Here is a 19,386-nt window from a genome sequence, read left to right as displayed (position 1 = left end):
ACCTAATTCAGGAGTTCGTTCGACATGCTGCATCTGTCCCGCCTTACCTCGCTGGCCCTGACGATCGCCCTGGTGATCGGCGCGCCTCTGGCGTTCGCCGCTCAACCGGCCCCGGCCGTCGCGCCTGCGGGCACTGCTGCGACCACCAAGGCGCCATTGCCTCTGGAAGAGTTGCGCACCTTTGCCGAGGTCATGGATCGGATCAAGGCAGCCTATGTCGAACCGGTGGACGACAAGACCCTGCTGGAAAACGCCATCAAGGGCATGCTCAGCAACCTCGACCCGCACTCCGCCTACCTGGGCCCGGAAGACTTCGCTGAGTTGCAGGAAAGCACCAGCGGCGAATTCGGCGGCCTGGGCATCGAAGTGGGCGCCGAAGACGGTTTCATCAAGGTGGTTTCGCCAATCGATGACACCCCGGCCTCCAAGGCGGGCATTCAGGCCGGCGACTTCATCGTCAAGATCAACGGCCAGCCGACCCGCGGCCAGAGCATGACGGAAGCCGTGGACAAGATGCGCGGCAAGATCGGCCAGAAAATCACCCTGACCCTGGTGCGCGACGGCGGTACACCGTTTGACGTGACCCTGGCCCGCGCCATCATTCAAGTGAAGAGCGTGAAGAGCCAGTTGCTGGAATCCGGCTACGGCTACATCCGCATCACCCAGTTCCAGGTCAAGACCGGCGACGAAGTCTCCAAGGCCCTGGCCAAGCTGCGCAAGGACAACGGCAAGAAGCTCAAAGGCATCATCCTCGACCTGCGTAATAACCCGGGCGGTGTGCTGCAAGCGGCGGTGGAAGTGGTCGACCACTTCATCACCAAGGGCCTGATCGTTTACACCAAGGGCCGTATCGCCAACTCCGAACTGCGCTTCTCCGCCACCGGCAAGGACGAAAGCGAAGCCGTGCCAATGGTCGCGCTGATCAACGGCGGCAGCGCCTCGGCCTCGGAAATTGTCGCCGGCGCCTTGCAGGATCAGAAACGCGCGGTGGTCATGGGCACCACCAGTTTCGGCAAAGGCTCGGTACAAACCGTGCTGCCGCTGAACAACGACCGCGCACTGAAGATCACCACGGCGCTGTATTACACGCCGAACGGCCGCTCGATCCAGGCACAGGGCATCGTTCCGGACATCGAAGTGCGCAAGGCCAAGATCACCAACGAGCAGGACGGCGAGTACTTCAAGGAAGCCGATCTGCAAGGTCACCTGGGCAATGGCAACGGCGGCGCCGACAAACCGACCAGCTCCAGCGGCAAAGCCAAGGCGATGCCGCAGGATGATGATTACCAATTGGCCCAGGCCTTGAGCCTGCTCAAAGGGTTGAGCATCACCTCCGGCCGCTGAGATGCGCCTGCGGTTCATCCTCGGCTTGCTGTGCTGTCTGGCGGGTGTTGCTCACGCAGCGCCCGTCGCGACGGCACCTCAAAAGGCCTATCTAAGCCTGATCATCGATGACCTGGGGCAGAACCTGCCCCGGGATCGCCGCGTGCTGGCCCTGCCCGGCCCGGTCACCACGGCAATCATGCCCGATACCCCCCACGCCACCGAATTCGCCCGCGAAGCTCATCGCGCCGGCAAGATTGTCATCCTGCACATGCCCATGGACCCGGCCACCGGCCCGTTTGCCTGGCACCCCGACTTGCCCATCGAAGAGCTCGAGAAACGCCTGAACGCGGCACTCAAGGTCGTGCCCTACACCGCCGGCATCAACAACCACATGGGCAGCCGCATGACCGTTCAGCAACCGGCCATGGCCTGGCTGATGGCGGAGTTGCAGCGCCGACACAAGCTCTTCGTCGACAGCCGCACCAGTGCGCAAACCGTGGCGGCCGCCGAGGCGCAGAAGATTGGTTTGGCGAGCGTTTCGCGGGATGTGTTCCTGGATGACGAGCCCACTGAAGCCGCGATCTTTACTCAGCTACAGACGGCGATCAGCCTGGCGCGCAAACAGGGTTCTGCAGTGATGATCGGGCATCCGTATCCGCAGACATTGGCGGTACTTGAACGTGAACTACCCAAGCTCAAGGCTCAGGGCATTGACTGGATCGACATCAAACAGATGATCAGCGTGCGCGGCAATCGTGCAACGGCAGCGCACGGCAAGGATGGCCAGTACCGCCTCCCGACCGCCCGGTAATTGCTCGCAGCCCACTCCATTTCGCGATAACTATTTATACCTGCCGGTACACCGCCGCGTGCCACGATAGCGCTCACCCTGAATTTCATCACCAAGGAATGGACATGAAATACATGAGCTTCTTTTGCTTCGCAGGCCTGATTGGCCTGCTGGCTATTTCCGCAGCGCAGGCTCGCGATCTGGGCGAAGGCGCCGTCAACGACTCACCCTCAAGGGCACTGCAAAACAGCGAACATTCTTATGAAATCTGGAGCGGCGTGGGACTACTCAGTCTCCAATCAGGCTTGACCTGCAGCGCCGTTCTACTGGATACGCGAAACAGGCAAGGCCGAGCCACTGGCCCTGCCTACCTGCTCACCAGCGGTCATTGCGTGTTGTTTCAGTACGGTTCGGCGCGGACCAATCTGCCTTTTAAAGCCAGCGTCACCTTCCACTACTTTCATGACATGCCACAGCGTAAGCGCCGATACGCCATCCGGACTGCCCGATGGAGCAGTCTGGTCGGGACCGATCTTGCAGTACTGGAGGTCGACGCAACATTGGCGTCGCTGATACAGGCCGGGGTCAACCCGCTCAAGCTGGCGTCCCATCAAACCAACGAGAGTCAAGACGCGCTTAACATTGGCGCGCCGAGCGGCTTTACCGAACAAGGGCTTCGACTGAGTGCCTGCGCTGAACAAACCGCCGGAACATTCATCGATCACCCCGGAGTGTTCCCTTTGGCCATGAAAAACAGCTGCGACCTTCACGGTGGCAACTCTGGTAGCCCAATGCTGAACCGTCGCACCAATGAAATCACCGGCATCGTCAGTAAAGTCGTGACCTCGCGCAATACCCCAGCGCCGCCTGGTTGTGAGCACTCGACGTCTTGCAAGGCTGCCCGTTTCAACTACAGCTACCCGGCCAACTTCCTGCACACGTGCTTTATTGACGGTGTCTTCACCAGCGACGGGGCGGACTGTTCGTTGAAGCCAGTCGAGCTGACTATCACGGAGCCCTGGAAGCTCAAGTCATACATTCATAGAACGCAAAACGCGGATGAGCAGGTCGTATTGCCTACGTGGGATTTCAGGTTCTCCCTCGAGGCACCCTTCTATCGCTACAAAACGGTCCATAACGCCAGGGACTGCAAAGCTTCCGACAATTACAGCGCCGCCATCAGCACTGAAGATGCTTACATCAATACTGAAGTCGGGCCACAAAGCGGCGCACATGCACTGTGCATTATCGGCGTCGCCTCAGGGGGAGCGCAGCTGACAAGGGCGATGCTGAATAACGTGTTTACCAGTGCCGTGTACTTGAGCGCGGCTCCGGCTCAGGTTGTATCGAAGTGATGGTTACAGATACTTCGACATGATGTCGTCCACCACGCCTTCCTTGCGCAGTTGATCCAGCGCTGCCTGAAGCTTCGCGACGACGTCATCCGGCACGTCCTTGTTCAATGCCAGATACAACTCGGCGCTGTTGAAGCGCAGCACGGTCTTGAGCCCGGTCACCCCGTCCTGGCGAGCCAGGTAACGTCCGGCCGGATCACCCGTGGCCCACAGGTCGATCTGGCCGTTGACCAGCTTCTTCGCGTTGTCCTGATCCCGCAGCACGACTATCGGCTTCAATCCCTGCTTGGCCAACGTCTCGGCAATCGCATCGCCTTTATAGGCACCAATCTTGTATTTGCGCGCCTGCTCCAGCGACTCAAGGCTGATCTTGCTATCGGCCTTGGCCAGCATGATCCAGTCATCCGGCCCGATCGGGCCAACCCACTTGAACAGGTTCTCGCGGTCCGGCAACCGTGCCATCACAAATACGCCGTAACCGGGCTTTTCCAGGGCGAGTTTGTAGATTCGCTCCCAAGGAAAACGCAATGTCAGGCTGTAGGTGATTTCGGCGCGTTTAAACATCTCGCGGACGATGTCCACCGCGATGCCATTGATGTTCTCGTCCTGAGCGAAGTTCTTGCCGTTCTTCGCCATGTTGTACGGAGGGAAATTTTCAGTCAGCAACACCAGGCCGGTGTCGGGAATTTGTGCGGCATGTGCTCCGTTGACGAGCAATAGAGAAGCACCGGCGAGGGCAAGAAGAAGGCGTCTAAGCATGTCTGGCTACCGAAATCCATGGCGTACCCAAGAGTGCCTTGAGCCCGCCATGATGTCCACTGGCCTGTATCGGTTTGTTTAGCGCATCACGATGCCGCGATGGGCCATGTAGGCCTTGGCTTCCTGCACGGTGTATTCGCCGAAGTGGAAAATACTCGCCGCCAATACGGCGCTGGCGTGGCCTTCGATAATGCCGTCAGCCAAATGCTGCAGGTTGCCGACGCCGCCGGAGGCGATCACCGGGATACCCAGTGCGTCGCTGATGGCGCGGGTAACGCCCAGGTCGAAGCCGTTTTTCATGCCGTCCTGGTCCATGCTGGTCAACAGGATTTCGCCCGCACCGAGACCTTCCATCTTCTTCGCCCATTCAACGGCGTCGAGACCAGTAGGCTTGCGACCGCCATGGGTGAAGATTTCCCAGCGCGGGGTTTCGCCCGGACCGGAAACCTTCTTGGCGTCGATGGCAACCACGATGCACTGCGAACCGAAATGCTGAGCCGCTTCGCCGACGAATTCCGGGTTGAACACCGCAGCGGTGTTGATCGAAACCTTGTCCGCGCCGGCATTCAGCAGGTTGCGAATGTCCTGCACGGTACGCACGCCGCCGCCCACGGTCAGCGGGATGAACACCTGGCTGGCCATGCGCTCGACGGTATGCAACGTGGTGTCGCGGCCGTCAACGCTGGCGGTGATGTCGAGAAAAGTAATCTCGTCGGCACCCTGCTCGTCGTAACGACGGGCGATTTCCACCGGGTCGCCGGCATCACGGATGTTCTCGAACTTGACGCCCTTGACCACCCGGCCGTTATCCACGTCCAGGCAAGGGATGATGCGTTTGGCCAGCGCCATGGTCAGTCCTCAGCCTTTGTACGAATCGCAGAAAGCTTGCGCTTCAGCGACATCGAGAGTGCCTTCGTAGATCGCCCGACCGGTGATCGCGCCGATGATGCCTGGCGCTTTCGCGTCGAGCAGCGACTTGATGTCACCGAGGTTGTGGATGCCACCGGAGGCGATCACCGGGATCTTCGTCGCGGCGGCCAGCGCAGCGGTGAACGGTACGTTGCAGCCCTGCATCATGCCGTCTTTGGCGATGTCGGTATAAACGATCGCGGACACGCCATCGGCTTCAAACTGCTTGGCCAGGTCGATCACCTGAATGGTGCTGATTTCAGCCCAGCCGTCAGTGGCGACAAAACCGTCCTTGGCATCCAGACCGACGATCACTTTGCCCGGGAACGCGCGGCAGGCTTCGGCGACGAAGGCCGGATCTTTCACGGCTTTGGTGCCGATGATCACGTAGCTCACGCCGGCCTTCACGTAGTGTTCGATGGTTTCCAGGGAACGGATACCGCCGCCGATCTGGATCGGCAGGTTCGGGTAGCGCTTGGCGATGGCGGTGACCACTTCGCCGTTGACCGGCTGGCCTTCGAAGGCGCCGTTCAGGTCGACCAGATGCAGACGACGGCAACCGCCCTCCACCCACTTGGCAGCCATGCTCACCGGGTCATCGGAGAACACCGTGGAATCTTCCATGCGGCCCTGGCGCAGACGAACACAGGCACCGTCTTTAAGATCGATAGCGGGAATAATCAGCATCTGGCAAACCTTCAAATTCGATTGTTCAGCTTCGCTCGAAAATCAGTTTTTCTCGAGCGCCCACAGGTCGCTTTCGATGCTTTCGAACCTCTCTTTGAGGTGCGTCTGCACATCGAAAATCGCCCTGTTGTAATAGTGCGGCGCAATTTCACGGGTAAACAGCTCAAGGATTTCAGCCGCTTCGAACGAACCCAGGTCCAGTTCGAAGCGGTCTTCCATAAAGCGCTTGATCTTGTGATTGGCCTCGTTTTCCTGTTCGGGAGTGAGGGTCAGGATCGGCGGCTTCTTCTTGACGGCCATTTACCAGCGACCATCCCACGCGGCGAAGTTCTGCAGCAATTGCAGGCCATGGGTATGGCTTTTCTCCGGGTGGAACTGCACGGCGAAACGCGAGCCATCGGCCAGCGCCGCAGCGAAATCGACACCGTAGTGACCGCCGCCCACCACTTGCCGCGGGTTGCCGGCAGCGATGTAGTAGCTGTGCACGAAGTAAAAACGCGCCAGGTCCGGAATGTTGTGCCACAGCGGATGACTCACCGTCTGCTTCACTTCGTTCCAGCCCATGTGCGGGACTTTCAGGTGTTCGCCATCTTCATGCAGGTCTTTGCCGAAGAACTTCACCGCGCCCGGAAACAGGCCGATGCAGTCCACGCCATCGTTCTCTTCACTGCTGTCGAGCAAGGCTTGCATGCCGACGCAGATGCCGAGAAACGGACGGTCCTGGCTGACTTCACGCACCAACGAATCGAAGCCCAGACGACGGATCTCCGCCATGCAATCGCGAATCGCGCCGACGCCGGGGAATACCACCCGGTCGGCTTCGCGAATCACATCGGCATCGCTGGTGATCAAGACCTTGCCGGCACCCACGTGCTCGAGGGCCTTGGCCACCGAGTGCAGGTTGCCCATGCCGTAATCGATAACCGCGACCGTCTGCATTACAGAACGCCTTTGGTCGACGGCATCTGACCGGCCATGCGGTCATCCAGCTCTACCGCCATGCGCAGTGCGCGGCCGAAAGCCTTGAACACGGTTTCGATCTGGTGGTGGGTGTTGGTGCCACGCAGGTTGTCGATGTGCAGGCTGACGAGGGCGTGGTTGACGAAGCCCTGGAAGAATTCCTGGAACAGGTCAACGTCGAAGCCGCCGACGGTGGCGCGGGTATAGGGAACATGCATCTGCAGGCCAGGACGACCGGAGAAGTCGATCACCACGCGCGACAGCGCTTCATCGAGCGGCACGTAGGCATGGCCGTAGCGACGGATGCCTTTCTTGTCGCCGATGGCTTTGGCGAAGGCCTGACCCAGGGTGATACCGACGTCTTCCACCGTGTGGTGGTCGTCGATATGCAGGTCGCCCTTGCTGACAATATCCAGGTCGATCAGCCCGTGACGGGCGATCTGGTCCAGCATGTGCTCAAGAAAAGGAACACCGATATCAAATCGGGCCTTTCCGGTGCCATCCAGGTTGATCGAGGCTTTGATCTGGGTTTCCAGAGTGTCGCGCTCGACTGACGCCTTACGTTCGGCCATCACCAGCTCCGCAAAATCATTGGGCGAAAAAGGCAACCATTATAGGGGCGCGGGCGCCAAACAGAAACACGGGAGGTGATATGACTGACGGATAGAACCCCCGGCTGTCGCGGGTAGACATGTCCATACAAGCTTTTTCAGACACCCCAAAACAACTGTAGGAGTGAGCCTGCTCGCGATGAGGGCTCCACAGTCAACATTTCTGTCGACTGTCAGACCCTCATCGCGAGCAGGCTCACTCCTACAGAGGTACTGCGTTTACTTAGTGAAAGAGGACTGCAGTCTTCTGCAAGGTCACCCAAACACCCCACGCCAACGGAATACCCACCACCAGCCACGCAGCCACTGCCAAAGGCTTGGTGCCCGCATCCGCTTTCCACTCCAATACGGTGCTGCTGTCAGCGCCCTTGTCATGGCCCAGCGCCTGTTCGGCGGCCAGTTCAGCGTCGGTCATGAAATATTTGTCAGCCACCGGACGCACCAGCAGGTTGCAGATGAAACCCAACACCAGCAGGCCCGCGAGGATGTACAAGGTGATGTCGTAAGCCGCGGCGCGTTCAACGCCGATGCTCAGCTGATACTCACGCAGGTAGTTCACCAACACCGGACCCAACACGCCCGCCGCTGCCCAAGCGGTCAGCAGACGACCGTGGATCGCGCCGACCATTTGCGTACCGAACAGGTCCGCGAGATAGGCAGGAACAGTCGCAAAACCGCCGCCGTACATCGACAGGATGATGCAGAAGGCCGCCACGAACAGCGCAACGTTGCCCAGGTGACCGAGGTTCGGGATCAACGCGTACAGCGCAAAACCAAGCGCGAAGAACACGAAATAAGTGTTTTTACGGCCCAGGTAATCCGAGAACGAGGCCCAGAAGAAACGACCACCGATGTTGAACAGACTAAGCAAACCGGTGAAACCGGCAGCAATCGCCGCGATCGAGGCCAGTTGCCCAGCGTCCAGTTGACCAAACGTCTGGTCAGTGCCCAGCAATTTACCGGCAAATACTTCCTGCAACAGCGGTGAAGCCATGCCGAGGATGCCGATACCCGCCGAAACGTTCAGGCACAGCACCAGCCACACCAGACGGAATTGCGGGGTTTTCCACGCCACGTTCACGTGGACGTGACGGTGGGTGATCATCGCGTTGGACGCTTTCTTCGCCGGTGCGGTCCAGCCTTCAGGCTTCCAGCCGGTTGGCGGAACGCGGTAGGACAGTGCGCCACCAATCATGAACACGAAGTAGATCGCGGCCATCACCAGGAAGCTCTGCCAAACGCCAACGCTGGTTGGCGAAGCGAAGTGGCCCATCAAGGCTGCGGCCAGCGGAGCACCGACCATCGCGCCACCGCCGAAACCCATGATCGCCATGCCGGTCGCCATGCCGCGCTTGTCCGGGAACCACTTGATCAGGGTCGAGACCGGCGAGATGTAACCCAGACCCAGGCCGATACCGCCAATGACCCCGGAGCCGATCCACATCAGCCATATCTGGTGGGTATAAACCCCCAACGCTGAAATCAGCAGACCACCACACCAGCACAGTGCCGATACAACGCCAGCCTTGCGTGGCCCGGCGTGTTCCAGCCAGCCACCCCAGATGGCGGCCGAGCAACCGAGGAAAATGAAGAACAGGGTGTAGATCCAGCCGAGCATCGAAATCGGCCAGTCACATTGGGACGAGAAGACTTGCGAGATGAAGCTCATGTCCGGCGCGCAGGCCACTGCCTTGGTCACGCCCAAGGCTTTGGACAGTGGCAACCAGAACACCGAAAAGCCGTAGGCCATGCCGATACAGAGGTGGATGGCCAAGGCGGCCGGTGGTACCAGCCAACGGTTGAAACCGGGCTTGGCGATGATGCGCTCCTTGGACAGGAACGCGGGCTGGTCGGCTTTGAGGCCGTCCGCCGTGATGCTCGTGGTCATTGTGTATCCCCCAATTATAAGAATGGTTCGTCAGCGCTCCTCACCCCCAGCCTTTTATGCGCACGCATGACTGTTTTCGAGGTGAAGCTCCATGTTGGTGCGACATCACGTCGCAGAAGGACGGACGAACCGGCAGAGGTTACCATCTGTACGTGACAGAAAAATCAAAGTGCTATCACCTTTTGTATGTCATCAGTTCTCGTACCACTGAAGGAGCCCTCATGCCGATCATTGTCGAGCCGCTAAACGAAGCCACTTATCAGGATCAGCTAGATCTGCAGAAGATCTACCGCGATGCGCCGGACTGGCTGTTTGCCCCGTTTGCCGCAGATTTTCAGCTGATCGAAGCCTGCCTGCTGGACGGCTCGCTGATCGCTGGCCGCTTCAACGATCGGCTTTTGGGCGCGGCACGTCTGCAACGGCACTCGGATGTCTGGCATCTGTCCCAACTATGTGTACGAAAAATTACCCGGCGCCGTGGCGTGGCCGAGCGCCTGGTGAATGAAGCGCAGAAAATGGCGTCGCAATCGGGCGCGACATTGCGCTTGCTGGCGCCTGCCGGGCATCTGGAGGTACAAGCGCTGGCGGCCAAACTGAAAATGCCGCTGGATGAGTTGCCGACGTGATCGCTGACCGGTCGTCCGCTGCGGAGCGCTATACTCCCCGGCTAAATTTCGAATTCGACTAACTACAAGGACTCGCCCATGAAAGCGTTCGGCAAAATCCTGGGTCTGGTACTTCTCGGGCTGTTGCTGATCATTGTGGCGCTGGGCTTTGCCCTGACCCACCTCTTTGATCCCAACGACTATAAAGACGAGATTCGCCAGATAGCCCGCGACAAGGCCCACATCGAGCTGACGCTCAATGGCGATATCGGCTGGAGCCTGTTCCCGTGGCTGGGCCTGGAATTGCACGAAGCCACCGTCGCGACCCTGGCCAAGCCCACCGAGCCGTTCGCTGATTTGCAGATGCTCGGCCTGTCGGTCCGTGTGTTGCCGCTGCTGCGCCGTGAAGTGCAGATGAGCGATGTGCGCGTCGAAGGCCTGAACCTGCGCCTGACTCGCGACAAGGACGGCCACGGCAACTGGCAAGACATCGGCAAGGTACCGGCGCCGGCCACCCCGACTACGCCGCCCGCGACCACTGGCGAACCAGCGACCGAGACCACCGCCCAAGCGGAAAAACCGGCCCAGCCGATTCGCCTGGACATCGACAGCCTGACCGTCAACAACGCCCGCGTTGAATACAGCGACGAGAAAACCGGCAAGCAATTCAGCGCCGAAAGCATCCAGCTGAGTACCGGCCCGGTGCATGACTCCACGAACATCCCGGTCAAACTCACCGCGTTCCTGGGCACCAACCAGCCGGTCTTGCGTGTCCGTACCGAGCTCAACGGCGAGCTGCGTTTCGAGCGCGCACTGCAGCGCTACAAACTCGAAGACATGAAGCTCTCGGGCGAAGTCGCTGGCGATCCGCTGCAAGGCAAAACCATGACCTTCGCCGCCCAAGGCCAATTGCTGCTCGATAAAGCGGCGAACGTCGCCGAATGGACTGGCATCAAGATCTCCGCCAACCAACTGCGCGCATTGGGTGAACTGAAGGTCAACGACCTCGACAAAACCCCGCAAATCAGCGGCGGCCTGTCGATCGCCCAGTTCGATCTGGCGAAATTCGTCGACAGCATCGGCCAGAAGCTTCCGGCAATGGCGGAAGGCAGCCTGAGCAAAGTCGAGTTGGTCAGCCGCCTGGCTGGCACGCCGACCAGCGTGGTGCTCGACAACATCAACCTGAAAGTCGATGACAGCACCTTCAGTGGCCGCATCGCCGTCGAGGACTTCGCCAAACAATCGCTGCGGGCGACCCTCAAGGCCGACACCTTCAACGTCGACCGTTACCTGCCGCCAAAATCTGCCGAAGCCAACAGCGCGACGCAGGTGCGTAAGGCGGAAGTGGCCAGCACCGAAGCCGATGCCCTGGCCGGTCCGGGCAGCACGCCGCTGCCGCAAGCACCGACCAAAGACGCGTGGAGCAACGAGCGCCTGCTGCCGGTGGAACGCCTGAGCAAACTCGACGTGGACGCTGACCTGACCTTCGGCCAACTGACCCTCGATAAATTGCCGATCCAGAACGCTGCGCTCAAAGCCACAGGCCAGGGCGGTCTGCTGACACTCGAAAGCCTTCGCGGCGACCTGTACGACGGCAACTTCGACGCCAAAGGTACGCTCGACGTGCGCCAGGAGGTGCCAGCGCTGAGCATGCAGACGAGCATCATCAAAGTACCGGTGGAAAAAATCCTCGAGAGCCAAGGTAAAAATCCACCGGTCAAAGGCCTGGTGACGGTCAACAGCAACCTGACCAGTAGCGGCAACAGCCAGAAAGCGCTGATCGAAACCCTCAACGGCAACGCCAGTTTCGTCATCAACAACGGCGTGCTGCTCAATGCCAACCTCGAACAACAGCTGTGCAAAGGCATCGCCACCCTGAACCGTAAATCCCTCAGCGGCGAGCCACGGGGCAAGGACACACCGTTCCAGGAGCTCAAGGGCAACCTGACCTTCCGTAACGGCGTGGCCAGCAACCCGGACATGAAAGTGCGCATCCCGGGCATGACCGTCAACGGCGACGGCGATGTCGATCTTCGGGTGCTGGGCATGGACTACCGCGTGGGCGTTATCGTCGAAGGCGACAAGAGCGACATGCCGGACCCGGCCTGCCAGGTCGGCGAAAAGTACGTCGGCATCGAGTGGCCACTGCGCTGCCGTGGCCCGCTGGAACTGGGCGCCAAGGCTTGCCGCCTCGATAACGAACGCATGGGCCAGGTCGCGAGCAAACTGGCCGGCGAACGGATCGGCGAAAAAATCGACGAGAAGCTTGGCGACAAGGTCAGCCCTGAACTGAAAAACGCTTTGAAGGGGCTGTTCAAACGATGAGAGCCGAGCAGTTTTCATCGGCGGTACTGGACTGGTACGACCGCCACGGCCGCCACGACTTGCCCTGGCAACAGGGCATCACCCCGTATCGGGTGTGGGTCTCGGAAATCATGTTGCAGCAGACCCAGGTCAGCACGGTGCTGAACTACTTCGACCGCTTCATGGCCTCGTTGCCGACGGTCGAAGCCCTGGCCGCCGCGCCGGAAGACGAAGTCCTGCACCTGTGGACCGGCCTGGGTTACTACACCCGTGCGCGCAATTTGCAGAAGACCGCGAAGATTGTTGTCGAGCAGTACGGTGGCGAGTTTCCCCGCGATGTGGAAAAGCTGGTTGAACTGCCGGGCATCGGCCTGTCCACAGCCGGCGCCATCGCCAGCCTGAGCATGGGCCTGCGGGCGCCGATCCTCGACGGCAACGTCAAACGGGTGCTGGCGCGCTTTACCGCGCAAGAGGGTTATCCGGGCGAGCCAAAGGTCGCCAAACAGCTCTGGGCGAACGCTGAGCGCTTTACGCCGCATGATCGGGTCAACGCCTACACCCAGGCGATGATGGATCTGGGCGCGACGCTTTGCACCCGTAGCAAGCCGAGCTGCCTGCTCTGCCCGCTCGAAAAGGGCTGCGAAGCGCACATGCTCGGCCTGGAGACACGCTACCCGATCCCAAAACCGCGCAAAGCCGTGCCACAGAAGCGCACGCTGATGCCGATGCTCGCCAACGGTGACGGCGCGATTCTGCTTTACCGTCGCCCTTCCACGGGCTTGTGGGGCGGTTTATGGAGCCTGCCGGAACTCGATGACCTCGACGACCTGCAACATCTGGCTTCGCAGCATTCGCTGGAGCTTGGCAGCCAACAGGCGCTGCCGAGCCTGGTACACACCTTCAGTCATTTTCAGTTGTCCATCGAACCCTGGCTGGTTCAGGTCCAGGAGGCCGGCCATCACGTGGCCGAGGCCGACTGGCTCTGGTATAACCTCGCCACCCCGCCGCGCCTGGGCCTTGCCGCCCCGGTCAAAACCTTGCTCGAGCGCGCGGCCGCCGTATTGAACGCAGGAGAGTCGTCATGACCCGCACCATCATGTGCCGCAAGTACAAAGAAGAATTGCCCGCCCTGGAGCGCGCTCCATTTCCAGGCGCAAAAGGTCAGGACATTTTTGACCATGTCTCGGCCAAAGCCTGGGCAGACTGGCAAAAGCACCAGACTCTGCTGATCAACGAAAAACGCCTGAACATGATGAACGCCGAAGACCGCAAATATCTTCAGGGCGAGATGGACAAGTTCTTTTCCGGCGAGGAATACGCCAAGGCTGACGGCTACGTTCCGCCGGCTGAATAATCCCGCTTTTTCGAGGGTCGGAACGTAAGCGACGGTAATAATTAAAATTTTTTTGAAAACTTTCTTGACGACCCCCTGAAAAACCAGTTTAATGCGCCCCGTTGCCCAGATAGCTCAGTCGGTAGAGCAGGGGATTGAAAATCCCCGTGTCGGCGGTTCGATTCCGTCTCTGGGCACCAAATACCGAAAACCCTGAATCGCAAGATTCAGGGTTTTTTTATGCCTGCGATTTGATTGATGACGTTTTTCGCAGTCGTCGCTAGTTCTCAGTCCCCCAGTGGAAGACCAGGTTACGAGCGGCGCCGCTGCCTACCTCCGCCATATCACGCCGCACTTCACCTCTATGCGTGGCGACAACGGTGTACTTGCCGGGAGGCAGCTGAACGTAGACCAGCGGACCAGCCTCACTCAGCGTCAGCACGGGCTGCCCTTGGGCTTTCTGAATGATTACATCCACGTCGGGAATGTATTCGCTCGCAGGCCCGGTGGAGAAGGTCATGTGCAGGTTGTACCCAGTGGTTTGCTGGATGGCCTTTGACTCATCCTCGCCAACACCGCCGGACAAGTAAGCGATCCCGTTTTGCTCTTGCCTCTGGACTTGCACACCTGAGCTGTCGATGGGCTCCAGGCTGGCGGCCGGTGAAATGGCTGGAAACATCAACACGCCGACTGCGGCGATGGGCAACATGAGTGAATGGACGTACTTCATGATGGCGACTCCCGGGCTCAACAGAGCCCTACCGTTACTCCTTTTAGATTTCTCGCTGAATGCTCAAGTTTTAGATTGATTAGTACTTGGATTCACTGCGAATAGGACTACACGTTGTATTCCTCAAGCGCGGATTGCCGTCGGCGTGATCCTGCAAAACCAGTTGGATTTTCCTTCCGGCTTACCAGCCGCGCCCGGCATCGCTGACCAACCTCCCCCTGCAATCCTCTTCTGCCTGTTCATCCAACCGCGGAAGACTTCATGAGCGCACTCAAACCCGATAACACTCAAGACCCACAACTCGCCTCGCTACTGGGCAATCTTGGCGAATTGATCCGCGAAGCGCGTCAGAAGGTATTACGAGCGGTCGATACTGTTCAGGTGCAAACCTGCTGGCAGATCGGACGGCATATTGTGGAGTTCGAGCAGGAAGGCGCTCGGCGGGCGGGATATGGGAAGCAGTTGCTGGCGACGCTGGCGACGAGTCTGACAACTGAGTTTGGCAAAGGCTTTGACATCTCCAACCTTCGCTACATGCGCCTGTTCTATCAAGCATTTCCAATTCGTGACGCACTGCGTCACGAATTGAGCTGGACGCACTACCGCAGGTTACTGCGCGTTGAAAACGACCACGCTCGCCACTGGTACATGAACGAATCAGCCCTACAGAACTGGTCAAGTCGCGCCCTCGAGCGCCAGATCAATACCCTCTATTACGAACGCTTGCTGGCGAGCCGCGACCGGACTGCCGTCAAACAGGAAGCCGCCACCAACATCCAGCAAATGAACGCCAGCCCCCGGGATTTCATCCGGGACCCAGTGCTACTGGAGTTTCTCGGCTTGCCCAATGCGGGCTTGATCCAGGAAAGTGAACTTGAACAAGCATTGATCAATCAACTCCAGGGCTTCCTGCTCGAACTGGGCAAAGGCTTCGCCTTCATCGCTTGCCAGCAACGCATCAGTACCGAGAGCAAAGACTTTTACATCGATTTGGTGTTCTACAACTACCTGCTCAAGTGCTTCGTCATCTTCGACCTCAAGCGCGGCGTACTGACCCACCAGGATGTCGGCCAGATGGACATGTACGTGCGCATGTACGACGACCTCAAGCGCGGACCGGAGGATGGCCCCACCGTCGGCCTCATTCTCTGCGCGCAAAAAGATGAATCAGTGGTGCGCTATTCAGTACTGCAAGGCAACGAACAACTGTTCGCCAGCACATACAGACTGGTACTGCCGAGCGAGGAGGAACTTCGCACAGAACTGGATCGGGAGTGGGCGGTGCTTGAGGAGCGGTTACTCAAGCAAAGGCCCCGATAGGCACGGGTGGATTGTTCATAAACGGCGCGAAGACTATGGTGACTGGCTAACCGCAAAGGTTGAAAGCCGATGAATTTGCAGAACATGCCCTCACTGGCCCCGACGCAACTTGAATTGCCGTTACCCACCGGCACACCTGGTGATTCTTTCAAGGAACCCGCCGCCGACGGTTTCATCCTTGGCGGCTTCACCTGGCGGCATGCGCATCAAGACTCGACCCGTCCTGTGGTGATCATCAACGCCGCCACCTCAGTCCGCTGTCGCCACTACTCGCGCTTCGCCGATTACCTGTACGCCAATGGCTTCGACGTGATCACTTACGACTACCGTGGCATCGGCGAATCGCGACCCGCGTCGCTGAAAGGGCTTCGGGCTTCATGGTCAGATTGGGGCGCGCTGGACTTTGAGGCGATGCTCAAGCGCGCTCAGCGTGAATTTCCCGGACAACCCATCGATGTTGTCGGCCACAGCTTTGGAGGCTGTGCAGCGGGCCTGGGAGCTTCCGGGCATATGATTCGACGTCTGGTGACCGTCGGTGCGCAATTCGCTTACTGGCGCGATTACGCGCCCGCCCATCGCTGGCGGATGTTCGGCAAGTGGCATCTGCTGATGCCGTTGATGACATTGCTTTGCGGCTACTTCCCCGGCAAACGTCTCGGCTGGCTAGAGGACACCCCCGCCGGTGTGGTTCGCGACTGGAGCATGCCCACCGCGCACTACGAGAAACGCCCCAGCGGTCGCGTCCTTCACGCAAAAACCGGGCGACTGCCCTTCTCATCCGTCACCGCACAAAACCTGGCCATCAGCATCAGCGACGATCCTTACGGCACAATTCCGGCCATCGAACGGCTGCTGGGTTACTTCACCAACAGCACGAACGCCCACTTGCGAATCGCCCCCGAAGACATCGGCGAACAAGAAGTCGGACATTTCGCCTTTTTTCGTAGCCCATACCAAGCCACACTATGGCCCATTGCATTGTCCTGGTTGCAGACCGGCAAACTGGCCCCCGACACACCCGGGCGGCTAGTGCCACGTAACTGACTGATGCGCCCACTCAACGGAATACGGAACGACGCCCATGGCATCCGCCAACAAGCAGAACAAACGCGCCACACGCGCCAAAGCCAAGGCCAAGCAGAACCGCACCCAACGGGCTGCCGCGCCGGTCGAGCTGGACCCGAACGACGATCGCATCGACTTCGAATCGGTAGACCTGACTGAACTGTTCAAAGAAATGATCGACGCGCAAAAGATCAGCCAACAAGCGATGTGCGCAGCGTTTCTTGAACACCCGCTGCTCGCGCTGGTGCTGGAGCAGGAAGGTGAAGAAACAGCGACGGACTTCATCCTTGCGGCACTGATCGAGTATCGCCAGTGGTCCGCCGAAGTGGACGAAGCGGCCGCCCTGGCGTGGATCGAATCCCCAGCCTTCCAGGCTGACTACGTGGCGGCGTCCGACGCCATCGCGACCCAAACACAACCGAAAGCAAACTGAGTCCCCATGGCATCCCTGAACAAGCAACAGAAACGCGCCAAACGCGCCAAGATCAAAGCCAAGCAAATCAACATCCACGGCCGAAAACCCGCCGCGCTGGACGATGACCTGGGCGAAATCGGCGAGCCGATCCCGGAATACACCCTGGCGATGTTCAGCAAAATGCGCGACGCAGAAGCCACCAGCCGTAACGATATGCTGCTGACCCTGCTGTCGAACCTCGCCGGCATCATCAGCGACCATCCAGAACTGCTGGACATGGAAAACGCCGACAACGAAGCCATGGCCGCCACTCACCTGGCCGCCGATATGCTGATCGATTACCGCATGTGGGCCGACGGCATGGACCGCGACACCGCCCAGGCCTGGCTGACGGATCCGCAGTTCATCACCGACTTCGGCACGGCGCTCGACAGCTATCGCGAGTCGCTGGACGCACAGGAAGAAAAGGCTGAGTAAACACTCGCCTCAGAAACAAAAACGGCCGCTTGTCATCACTGACAGCGGCCGTTTTGCGTTATACGGTGCGAATCAGTTCAGCACCACCGCACCCATCTTCTGCAGCTTGCGACGACGAGCCACAAACAAACCGGCAGCCACCACCAGCAAACTCAGCAGGCCGGTCGCGAGGATCTCCACGCGATGCGCTTCCTGGAACAGCATGATGGTCAGGGCCGCAACGATGAATATGATCACCGCATAGGTCAGGGCCGGGAACAGCCACATGCTGAAAGCGATTTTCTCGCCACGCGCCATGCGCTGCTTGCGCATACGCAGTTGCGAAATCGCGATCACCAGGTACACCAGCAGCGCGATAGCGCCGGAGCTGGCCAGCAGGAATTCGAACACGGCGGCCGGGGCCACGTAGTTGGCGAAAACCGCGATGAACGCAGCACCGGTGGACAACATGACGGCCCAGTACGGCGTGCCGCTCTTGTTGGTGCGCTGGGAAACGGCCGGTGCATCACCGCGTTTGCCCAGGGAGAACATCATGCGCGATGCAGTGTAGAGCGCCGAGTTCAGGCAGCTGGTCACAGCAACCAATACAACGATGTCGACGATCAGCTTGGCATTCGGGATGCCCATGCGTTCAAGCACAGTCTGGTAAGAACCAACGCTGGCGAGGATCGGGTCGTTCCAAGGCACCAAGGCCACAACGATGAAGATCGATACGAGGTAGAACAAGCCAATCCGCCAGATCACCGAGTTGGTGGCCTTGGAGATTTGCTGGCCAGGGTTCTTCGATTCCGCGGCCGCGATGGTCACGATCTCGGTGCCCATGAAGGAAAACATGGTGGTCAGGATCGCGCCCAACACTGCGCCCATGCCGTTTGGCAGGAAGCCCTGGGTGTCGAACAAGTGCGAAACGCCGCTGACCTGACTGTTCGGCAGGAAGCCGAAGATCGCCAGAATGCCGAGGCCAATGAAACCGATGATCGCCACGACTTTGACCAGAGCGAACCAGAATTCGAATTCACCGTAGTTCTTCACGCTGAACAGGTTCGTCACCGTCAGCAGCAAGGTGATGATCAAGGTGAAGGCCCAGATCGCCACATTCGGGAACCAGGCGTGCAGGATGGTCGCGGCGGCGTTGGCTTCCAGCGGAATCACCAACACCCAGAACCACCAGTAGAGCCAGCCGATGGTGAAACCGGCCCAGTGACCGATCGCGCGATCGGCATACGTCGAAAAGGAGCCGGTGTCCGGCGAAGCCACGGCCATTTCGCCGAGCATGCGCATCACCAGCACCACCAGCATACCGGCGGCAGCGTAGGCCAACAGCACGGCCGGGCCTGCAGCGGCGATAGCGTGGCCAGAGCCGACGAACAGGCCGGCACCGATAACCCCGGCGATCGACAACATGGTCACATGACGCGGTTTGAGCCCCTGTTCGAGGCCATTGGAGCTTGGGGTACTGCTCATTGAAACTACCTTTGTAAGGAAAAGCGATTACGTCCACCCGGCGTGGTGTTCCTTCTCGTAAAAAGAAACCAACGGGGCGTTCCGTATTCTGCACGCAATAATTGCGCCAAAATGTTACAGAACGCCCAAGCATGGGGCTCTCCGCCGGACCGGACAGTCATCGCAAGTCATTGAGATTAATGGCAATTCGCCAGAGCGTTACCCTGCGACCCACTTTGAGAACAAAACAGCGCACCAGAAACACACCCGAAAATAGTCAGACGCACAATAAAAGTGCGGCTCAGGAACGTTTGGCCGGTTAGCGCTTCCAACCCCCCGCCAAAGCTGGCAACATCGCGCCCTTTTTTGGGACCGCCCCGCCCTTTTTATCAACAGGCAGGGTTCAAAC

20 protein-coding genes and 1 tRNA gene are annotated in these 19,386 nt (G+C 59.3%); 12 read left to right on the top strand and 9 right to left on the bottom strand.

Going from position 1 to position 19,386, the window contains the following annotated elements:
• Nucleotides 1–24: 24 nt before the first annotated feature.
• From QF010_RS15625 to QF010_RS15615, 3 genes are all read left to right on the top strand, one after another.
• Nucleotides 25–1,344 carry a S41 family peptidase gene (locus QF010_RS15625; RefSeq protein ID WP_033058280.1) on the top strand — a complete coding sequence of 440 codons (1,320 nt, stop codon included), beginning with the start codon at nucleotides 25–27 and terminating at the stop codon, nucleotides 1,342–1,344.
• Nucleotide 1,345: 1 nt separating this feature from the next.
• The gene (locus QF010_RS15620) at nucleotides 1,346–2,137 is read left to right on the top strand and encodes a divergent polysaccharide deacetylase family protein (RefSeq protein ID WP_429511350.1); all 792 of its coding nucleotides are present in this window, start codon (nucleotides 1,346–1,348) and stop codon (nucleotides 2,135–2,137) included.
• Nucleotides 2,138–2,241: 104 nt separating this feature from the next.
• Complete coding sequence (locus QF010_RS15615) at nucleotides 2,242–3,471, top strand: trypsin-like serine peptidase (RefSeq protein ID WP_429533463.1); 1,230 nt, start codon at nucleotides 2,242–2,244, stop codon at nucleotides 3,469–3,471.
• A 3-nt stretch (nucleotides 3,472–3,474) separates the two neighbouring features.
• On the opposite strand, the gene QF010_RS15610 is transcribed toward QF010_RS15615, so the two are convergent.
• The 7 genes from QF010_RS15610 to QF010_RS15580 form a co-directional block, all read right to left on the bottom strand.
• The gene (locus QF010_RS15610; protein WP_429511352.1) at nucleotides 3,475–4,230 is read right to left on the bottom strand and encodes a substrate-binding periplasmic protein; all 756 of its coding nucleotides are present in this window, start codon (nucleotides 4,228–4,230) and stop codon (nucleotides 3,475–3,477) included.
• Between the two features lie 78 nt (nucleotides 4,231–4,308).
• Nucleotides 4,309–5,079: an imidazole glycerol phosphate synthase subunit HisF gene (hisF, locus tag QF010_RS15605; protein ID WP_007972752.1), complete on the bottom strand. Its 771-nt coding sequence runs from the start codon at nucleotides 5,077–5,079 to the stop codon at nucleotides 4,309–4,311.
• Nucleotides 5,080–5,088: 9 nt separating this feature from the next.
• Complete coding sequence (gene hisA / locus QF010_RS15600; RefSeq protein ID WP_033058290.1) at nucleotides 5,089–5,826, bottom strand: 1-(5-phosphoribosyl)-5-[(5-phosphoribosylamino)methylideneamino]imidazole-4-carboxamide isomerase; 738 nt, start codon at nucleotides 5,824–5,826, stop codon at nucleotides 5,089–5,091.
• Nucleotides 5,827–5,868: 42 nt separating this feature from the next.
• Nucleotides 5,869–6,126: a DUF2164 domain-containing protein gene (locus tag QF010_RS15595; RefSeq protein ID WP_008024930.1), complete on the bottom strand. Its 258-nt coding sequence runs from the start codon at nucleotides 6,124–6,126 to the stop codon at nucleotides 5,869–5,871.
• Nucleotides 6,127–6,765, bottom strand: a complete 639-nt coding sequence (gene hisH, locus QF010_RS15590) for an imidazole glycerol phosphate synthase subunit HisH (RefSeq protein WP_033058292.1) — start codon at nucleotides 6,763–6,765, stop codon at nucleotides 6,127–6,129.
• Nucleotides 6,765–7,358 (bottom strand): imidazoleglycerol-phosphate dehydratase HisB, encoded by a 594-nt coding sequence (gene hisB, locus QF010_RS15585; protein ID WP_003218037.1) that lies wholly within the window; start codon nucleotides 7,356–7,358, stop codon nucleotides 6,765–6,767. Before hisB ends, hisH begins: the two co-directional genes overlap by 1 nt.
• Before the next feature lie 262 nt (nucleotides 7,359–7,620).
• Entirely contained in the window at nucleotides 7,621–9,285 is a 1,665-nt protein-coding gene (locus QF010_RS15580; protein WP_033058296.1) for an OFA family MFS transporter, read from the bottom strand.
• A gap of 221 nt (nucleotides 9,286–9,506) precedes the next feature.
• On the opposite strand from QF010_RS15580, the gene QF010_RS15575 reads away from it, so the two are divergent.
• From QF010_RS15575 to QF010_RS15555, 5 genes are all read left to right on the top strand, one after another.
• A complete protein-coding gene (locus QF010_RS15575) occupies nucleotides 9,507–9,911 on the top strand; it encodes an acetyl-CoA sensor PanZ family protein (protein ID WP_429533462.1) in 405 nt (134 codons plus the stop codon).
• 78 nt (nucleotides 9,912–9,989) lie between these two features.
• Nucleotides 9,990–12,215, top strand: coding sequence for an AsmA family protein (locus QF010_RS15570; protein ID WP_429533461.1), 2,226 nt, complete (start codon nucleotides 9,990–9,992; stop codon nucleotides 12,213–12,215).
• Nucleotides 12,212–13,279 carry an A/G-specific adenine glycosylase gene (gene mutY, locus QF010_RS15565; RefSeq protein WP_033058302.1) on the top strand — a complete coding sequence of 356 codons (1,068 nt, stop codon included), beginning with the start codon at nucleotides 12,212–12,214 and terminating at the stop codon, nucleotides 13,277–13,279. Before QF010_RS15570 ends, mutY begins: the two co-directional genes overlap by 4 nt.
• Nucleotides 13,276–13,548: an oxidative damage protection protein gene (locus QF010_RS15560; protein WP_008149405.1), complete on the top strand. Its 273-nt coding sequence runs from the start codon at nucleotides 13,276–13,278 to the stop codon at nucleotides 13,546–13,548. Before mutY ends, QF010_RS15560 begins: the two co-directional genes overlap by 4 nt.
• A 103-nt stretch (nucleotides 13,549–13,651) precedes the next feature.
• Nucleotides 13,652–13,727: transfer RNA gene (locus QF010_RS15555), tRNA-Phe, on the top strand.
• Nucleotides 13,728–13,807: 80 nt separating this feature from the next.
• Here QF010_RS15555 and QF010_RS15550 read toward each other — a convergent pair.
• The gene (locus QF010_RS15550; RefSeq protein ID WP_033058304.1) at nucleotides 13,808–14,257 is read right to left on the bottom strand and encodes a hypothetical protein; all 450 of its coding nucleotides are present in this window, start codon (nucleotides 14,255–14,257) and stop codon (nucleotides 13,808–13,810) included.
• Between the two features lie 261 nt (nucleotides 14,258–14,518).
• On the opposite strand from QF010_RS15550, the gene QF010_RS15545 reads away from it, so the two are divergent.
• From QF010_RS15545 to QF010_RS15530, 4 genes are all read left to right on the top strand, one after another.
• Nucleotides 14,519–15,577: a PDDEXK nuclease domain-containing protein gene (locus QF010_RS15545; protein ID WP_429533460.1), complete on the top strand. Its 1,059-nt coding sequence runs from the start codon at nucleotides 14,519–14,521 to the stop codon at nucleotides 15,575–15,577.
• Nucleotides 15,578–15,646: 69 nt separating this feature from the next.
• Nucleotides 15,647–16,621, top strand: a complete 975-nt coding sequence (locus QF010_RS15540) for an alpha/beta hydrolase family protein (RefSeq protein ID WP_033058306.1) — start codon at nucleotides 15,647–15,649, stop codon at nucleotides 16,619–16,621.
• A gap of 37 nt (nucleotides 16,622–16,658) precedes the next feature.
• Nucleotides 16,659–17,075, top strand: coding sequence for a hypothetical protein (locus QF010_RS15535; RefSeq protein WP_033058308.1), 417 nt, complete (start codon nucleotides 16,659–16,661; stop codon nucleotides 17,073–17,075).
• Between the two features lie 6 nt (nucleotides 17,076–17,081).
• On the top strand, nucleotides 17,082–17,534 hold the full coding sequence (locus tag QF010_RS15530; RefSeq protein ID WP_046045548.1) for a hypothetical protein: 453 nt from the start codon (nucleotides 17,082–17,084) through the stop codon (nucleotides 17,532–17,534).
• Between the two features lie 72 nt (nucleotides 17,535–17,606).
• Here the strand turns inward: QF010_RS15530 and gabP are convergent, their stop codons facing one another.
• Entirely contained in the window at nucleotides 17,607–18,998 is a 1,392-nt protein-coding gene (gene gabP / locus QF010_RS15525; RefSeq protein WP_056745505.1) for a GABA permease, read from the bottom strand.
• Between the last annotated feature and the right edge of the window lie 388 nt (nucleotides 18,999–19,386).

The organism is Pseudomonas silensiensis (assembly GCF_050434865.1).
In the GTDB taxonomy this organism is placed as follows: domain Bacteria; phylum Pseudomonadota; class Gammaproteobacteria; order Pseudomonadales; family Pseudomonadaceae; genus Aquipseudomonas; species Aquipseudomonas fluorescens_W.
Note: the sequence above shows the minus strand (reverse complement) of the source record. Positions and strands in the feature narration are given on the sequence as shown.

What these genes read in the sequence shown, in the direction of transcription:
- hisB (WP_003218037.1), bottom strand. Translation starts at nt 7,358, where the DNA reads ATGGCCGAACGTAAGGCGTCAGTCGAGCGCGACACTCTGGAAACCCAG.
- QF010_RS15560 (WP_008149405.1), top strand. Translation starts at nt 13,276, where the DNA reads ATGACCCGCACCATCATGTGCCGCAAGTACAAAGAAGAATTGCCCGCC.
- gabP (WP_056745505.1), bottom strand. Translation starts at nt 18,998, where the DNA reads ATGAGCAGTACCCCAAGCTCCAATGGCCTCGAACAGGGGCTCAAACCG.
- QF010_RS15535 (WP_033058308.1), top strand. Translation starts at nt 16,659, where the DNA reads ATGGCATCCGCCAACAAGCAGAACAAACGCGCCACACGCGCCAAAGCC.
- QF010_RS15615 (WP_429533463.1), top strand. Translation starts at nt 2,242, where the DNA reads ATGAAATACATGAGCTTCTTTTGCTTCGCAGGCCTGATTGGCCTGCTG.
- QF010_RS15540 (WP_033058306.1), top strand. Translation starts at nt 15,647, where the DNA reads ATGAATTTGCAGAACATGCCCTCACTGGCCCCGACGCAACTTGAATTG.
- QF010_RS15580 (WP_033058296.1), bottom strand. Translation starts at nt 9,285, where the DNA reads ATGACCACGAGCATCACGGCGGACGGCCTCAAAGCCGACCAGCCCGCG.
- QF010_RS15595 (WP_008024930.1), bottom strand. Translation starts at nt 6,126, where the DNA reads ATGGCCGTCAAGAAGAAGCCGCCGATCCTGACCCTCACTCCCGAACAG.
- QF010_RS15570 (WP_429533461.1), top strand. Translation starts at nt 9,990, where the DNA reads ATGAAAGCGTTCGGCAAAATCCTGGGTCTGGTACTTCTCGGGCTGTTG.
- QF010_RS15550 (WP_033058304.1), bottom strand. Translation starts at nt 14,257, where the DNA reads ATGAAGTACGTCCATTCACTCATGTTGCCCATCGCCGCAGTCGGCGTG.
- mutY (WP_033058302.1), top strand. Translation starts at nt 12,212, where the DNA reads ATGAGAGCCGAGCAGTTTTCATCGGCGGTACTGGACTGGTACGACCGC.
- QF010_RS15575 (WP_429533462.1), top strand. Translation starts at nt 9,507, where the DNA reads ATGCCGATCATTGTCGAGCCGCTAAACGAAGCCACTTATCAGGATCAG.
- QF010_RS15610 (WP_429511352.1), bottom strand. Translation starts at nt 4,230, where the DNA reads ATGCTTAGACGCCTTCTTCTTGCCCTCGCCGGTGCTTCTCTATTGCTC.
- QF010_RS15530 (WP_046045548.1), top strand. Translation starts at nt 17,082, where the DNA reads ATGGCATCCCTGAACAAGCAACAGAAACGCGCCAAACGCGCCAAGATC.
- hisF (WP_007972752.1), bottom strand. Translation starts at nt 5,079, where the DNA reads ATGGCGCTGGCCAAACGCATCATCCCTTGCCTGGACGTGGATAACGGC.
- QF010_RS15545 (WP_429533460.1), top strand. Translation starts at nt 14,519, where the DNA reads ATGAGCGCACTCAAACCCGATAACACTCAAGACCCACAACTCGCCTCG.
- QF010_RS15620 (WP_429511350.1), top strand. Translation starts at nt 1,346, where the DNA reads ATGCGCCTGCGGTTCATCCTCGGCTTGCTGTGCTGTCTGGCGGGTGTT.
- hisH (WP_033058292.1), bottom strand. Translation starts at nt 6,765, where the DNA reads ATGCAGACGGTCGCGGTTATCGATTACGGCATGGGCAACCTGCACTCG.
- QF010_RS15625 (WP_033058280.1), top strand. Translation starts at nt 25, where the DNA reads ATGCTGCATCTGTCCCGCCTTACCTCGCTGGCCCTGACGATCGCCCTG.
- hisA (WP_033058290.1), bottom strand. Translation starts at nt 5,826, where the DNA reads ATGCTGATTATTCCCGCTATCGATCTTAAAGACGGTGCCTGTGTTCGT.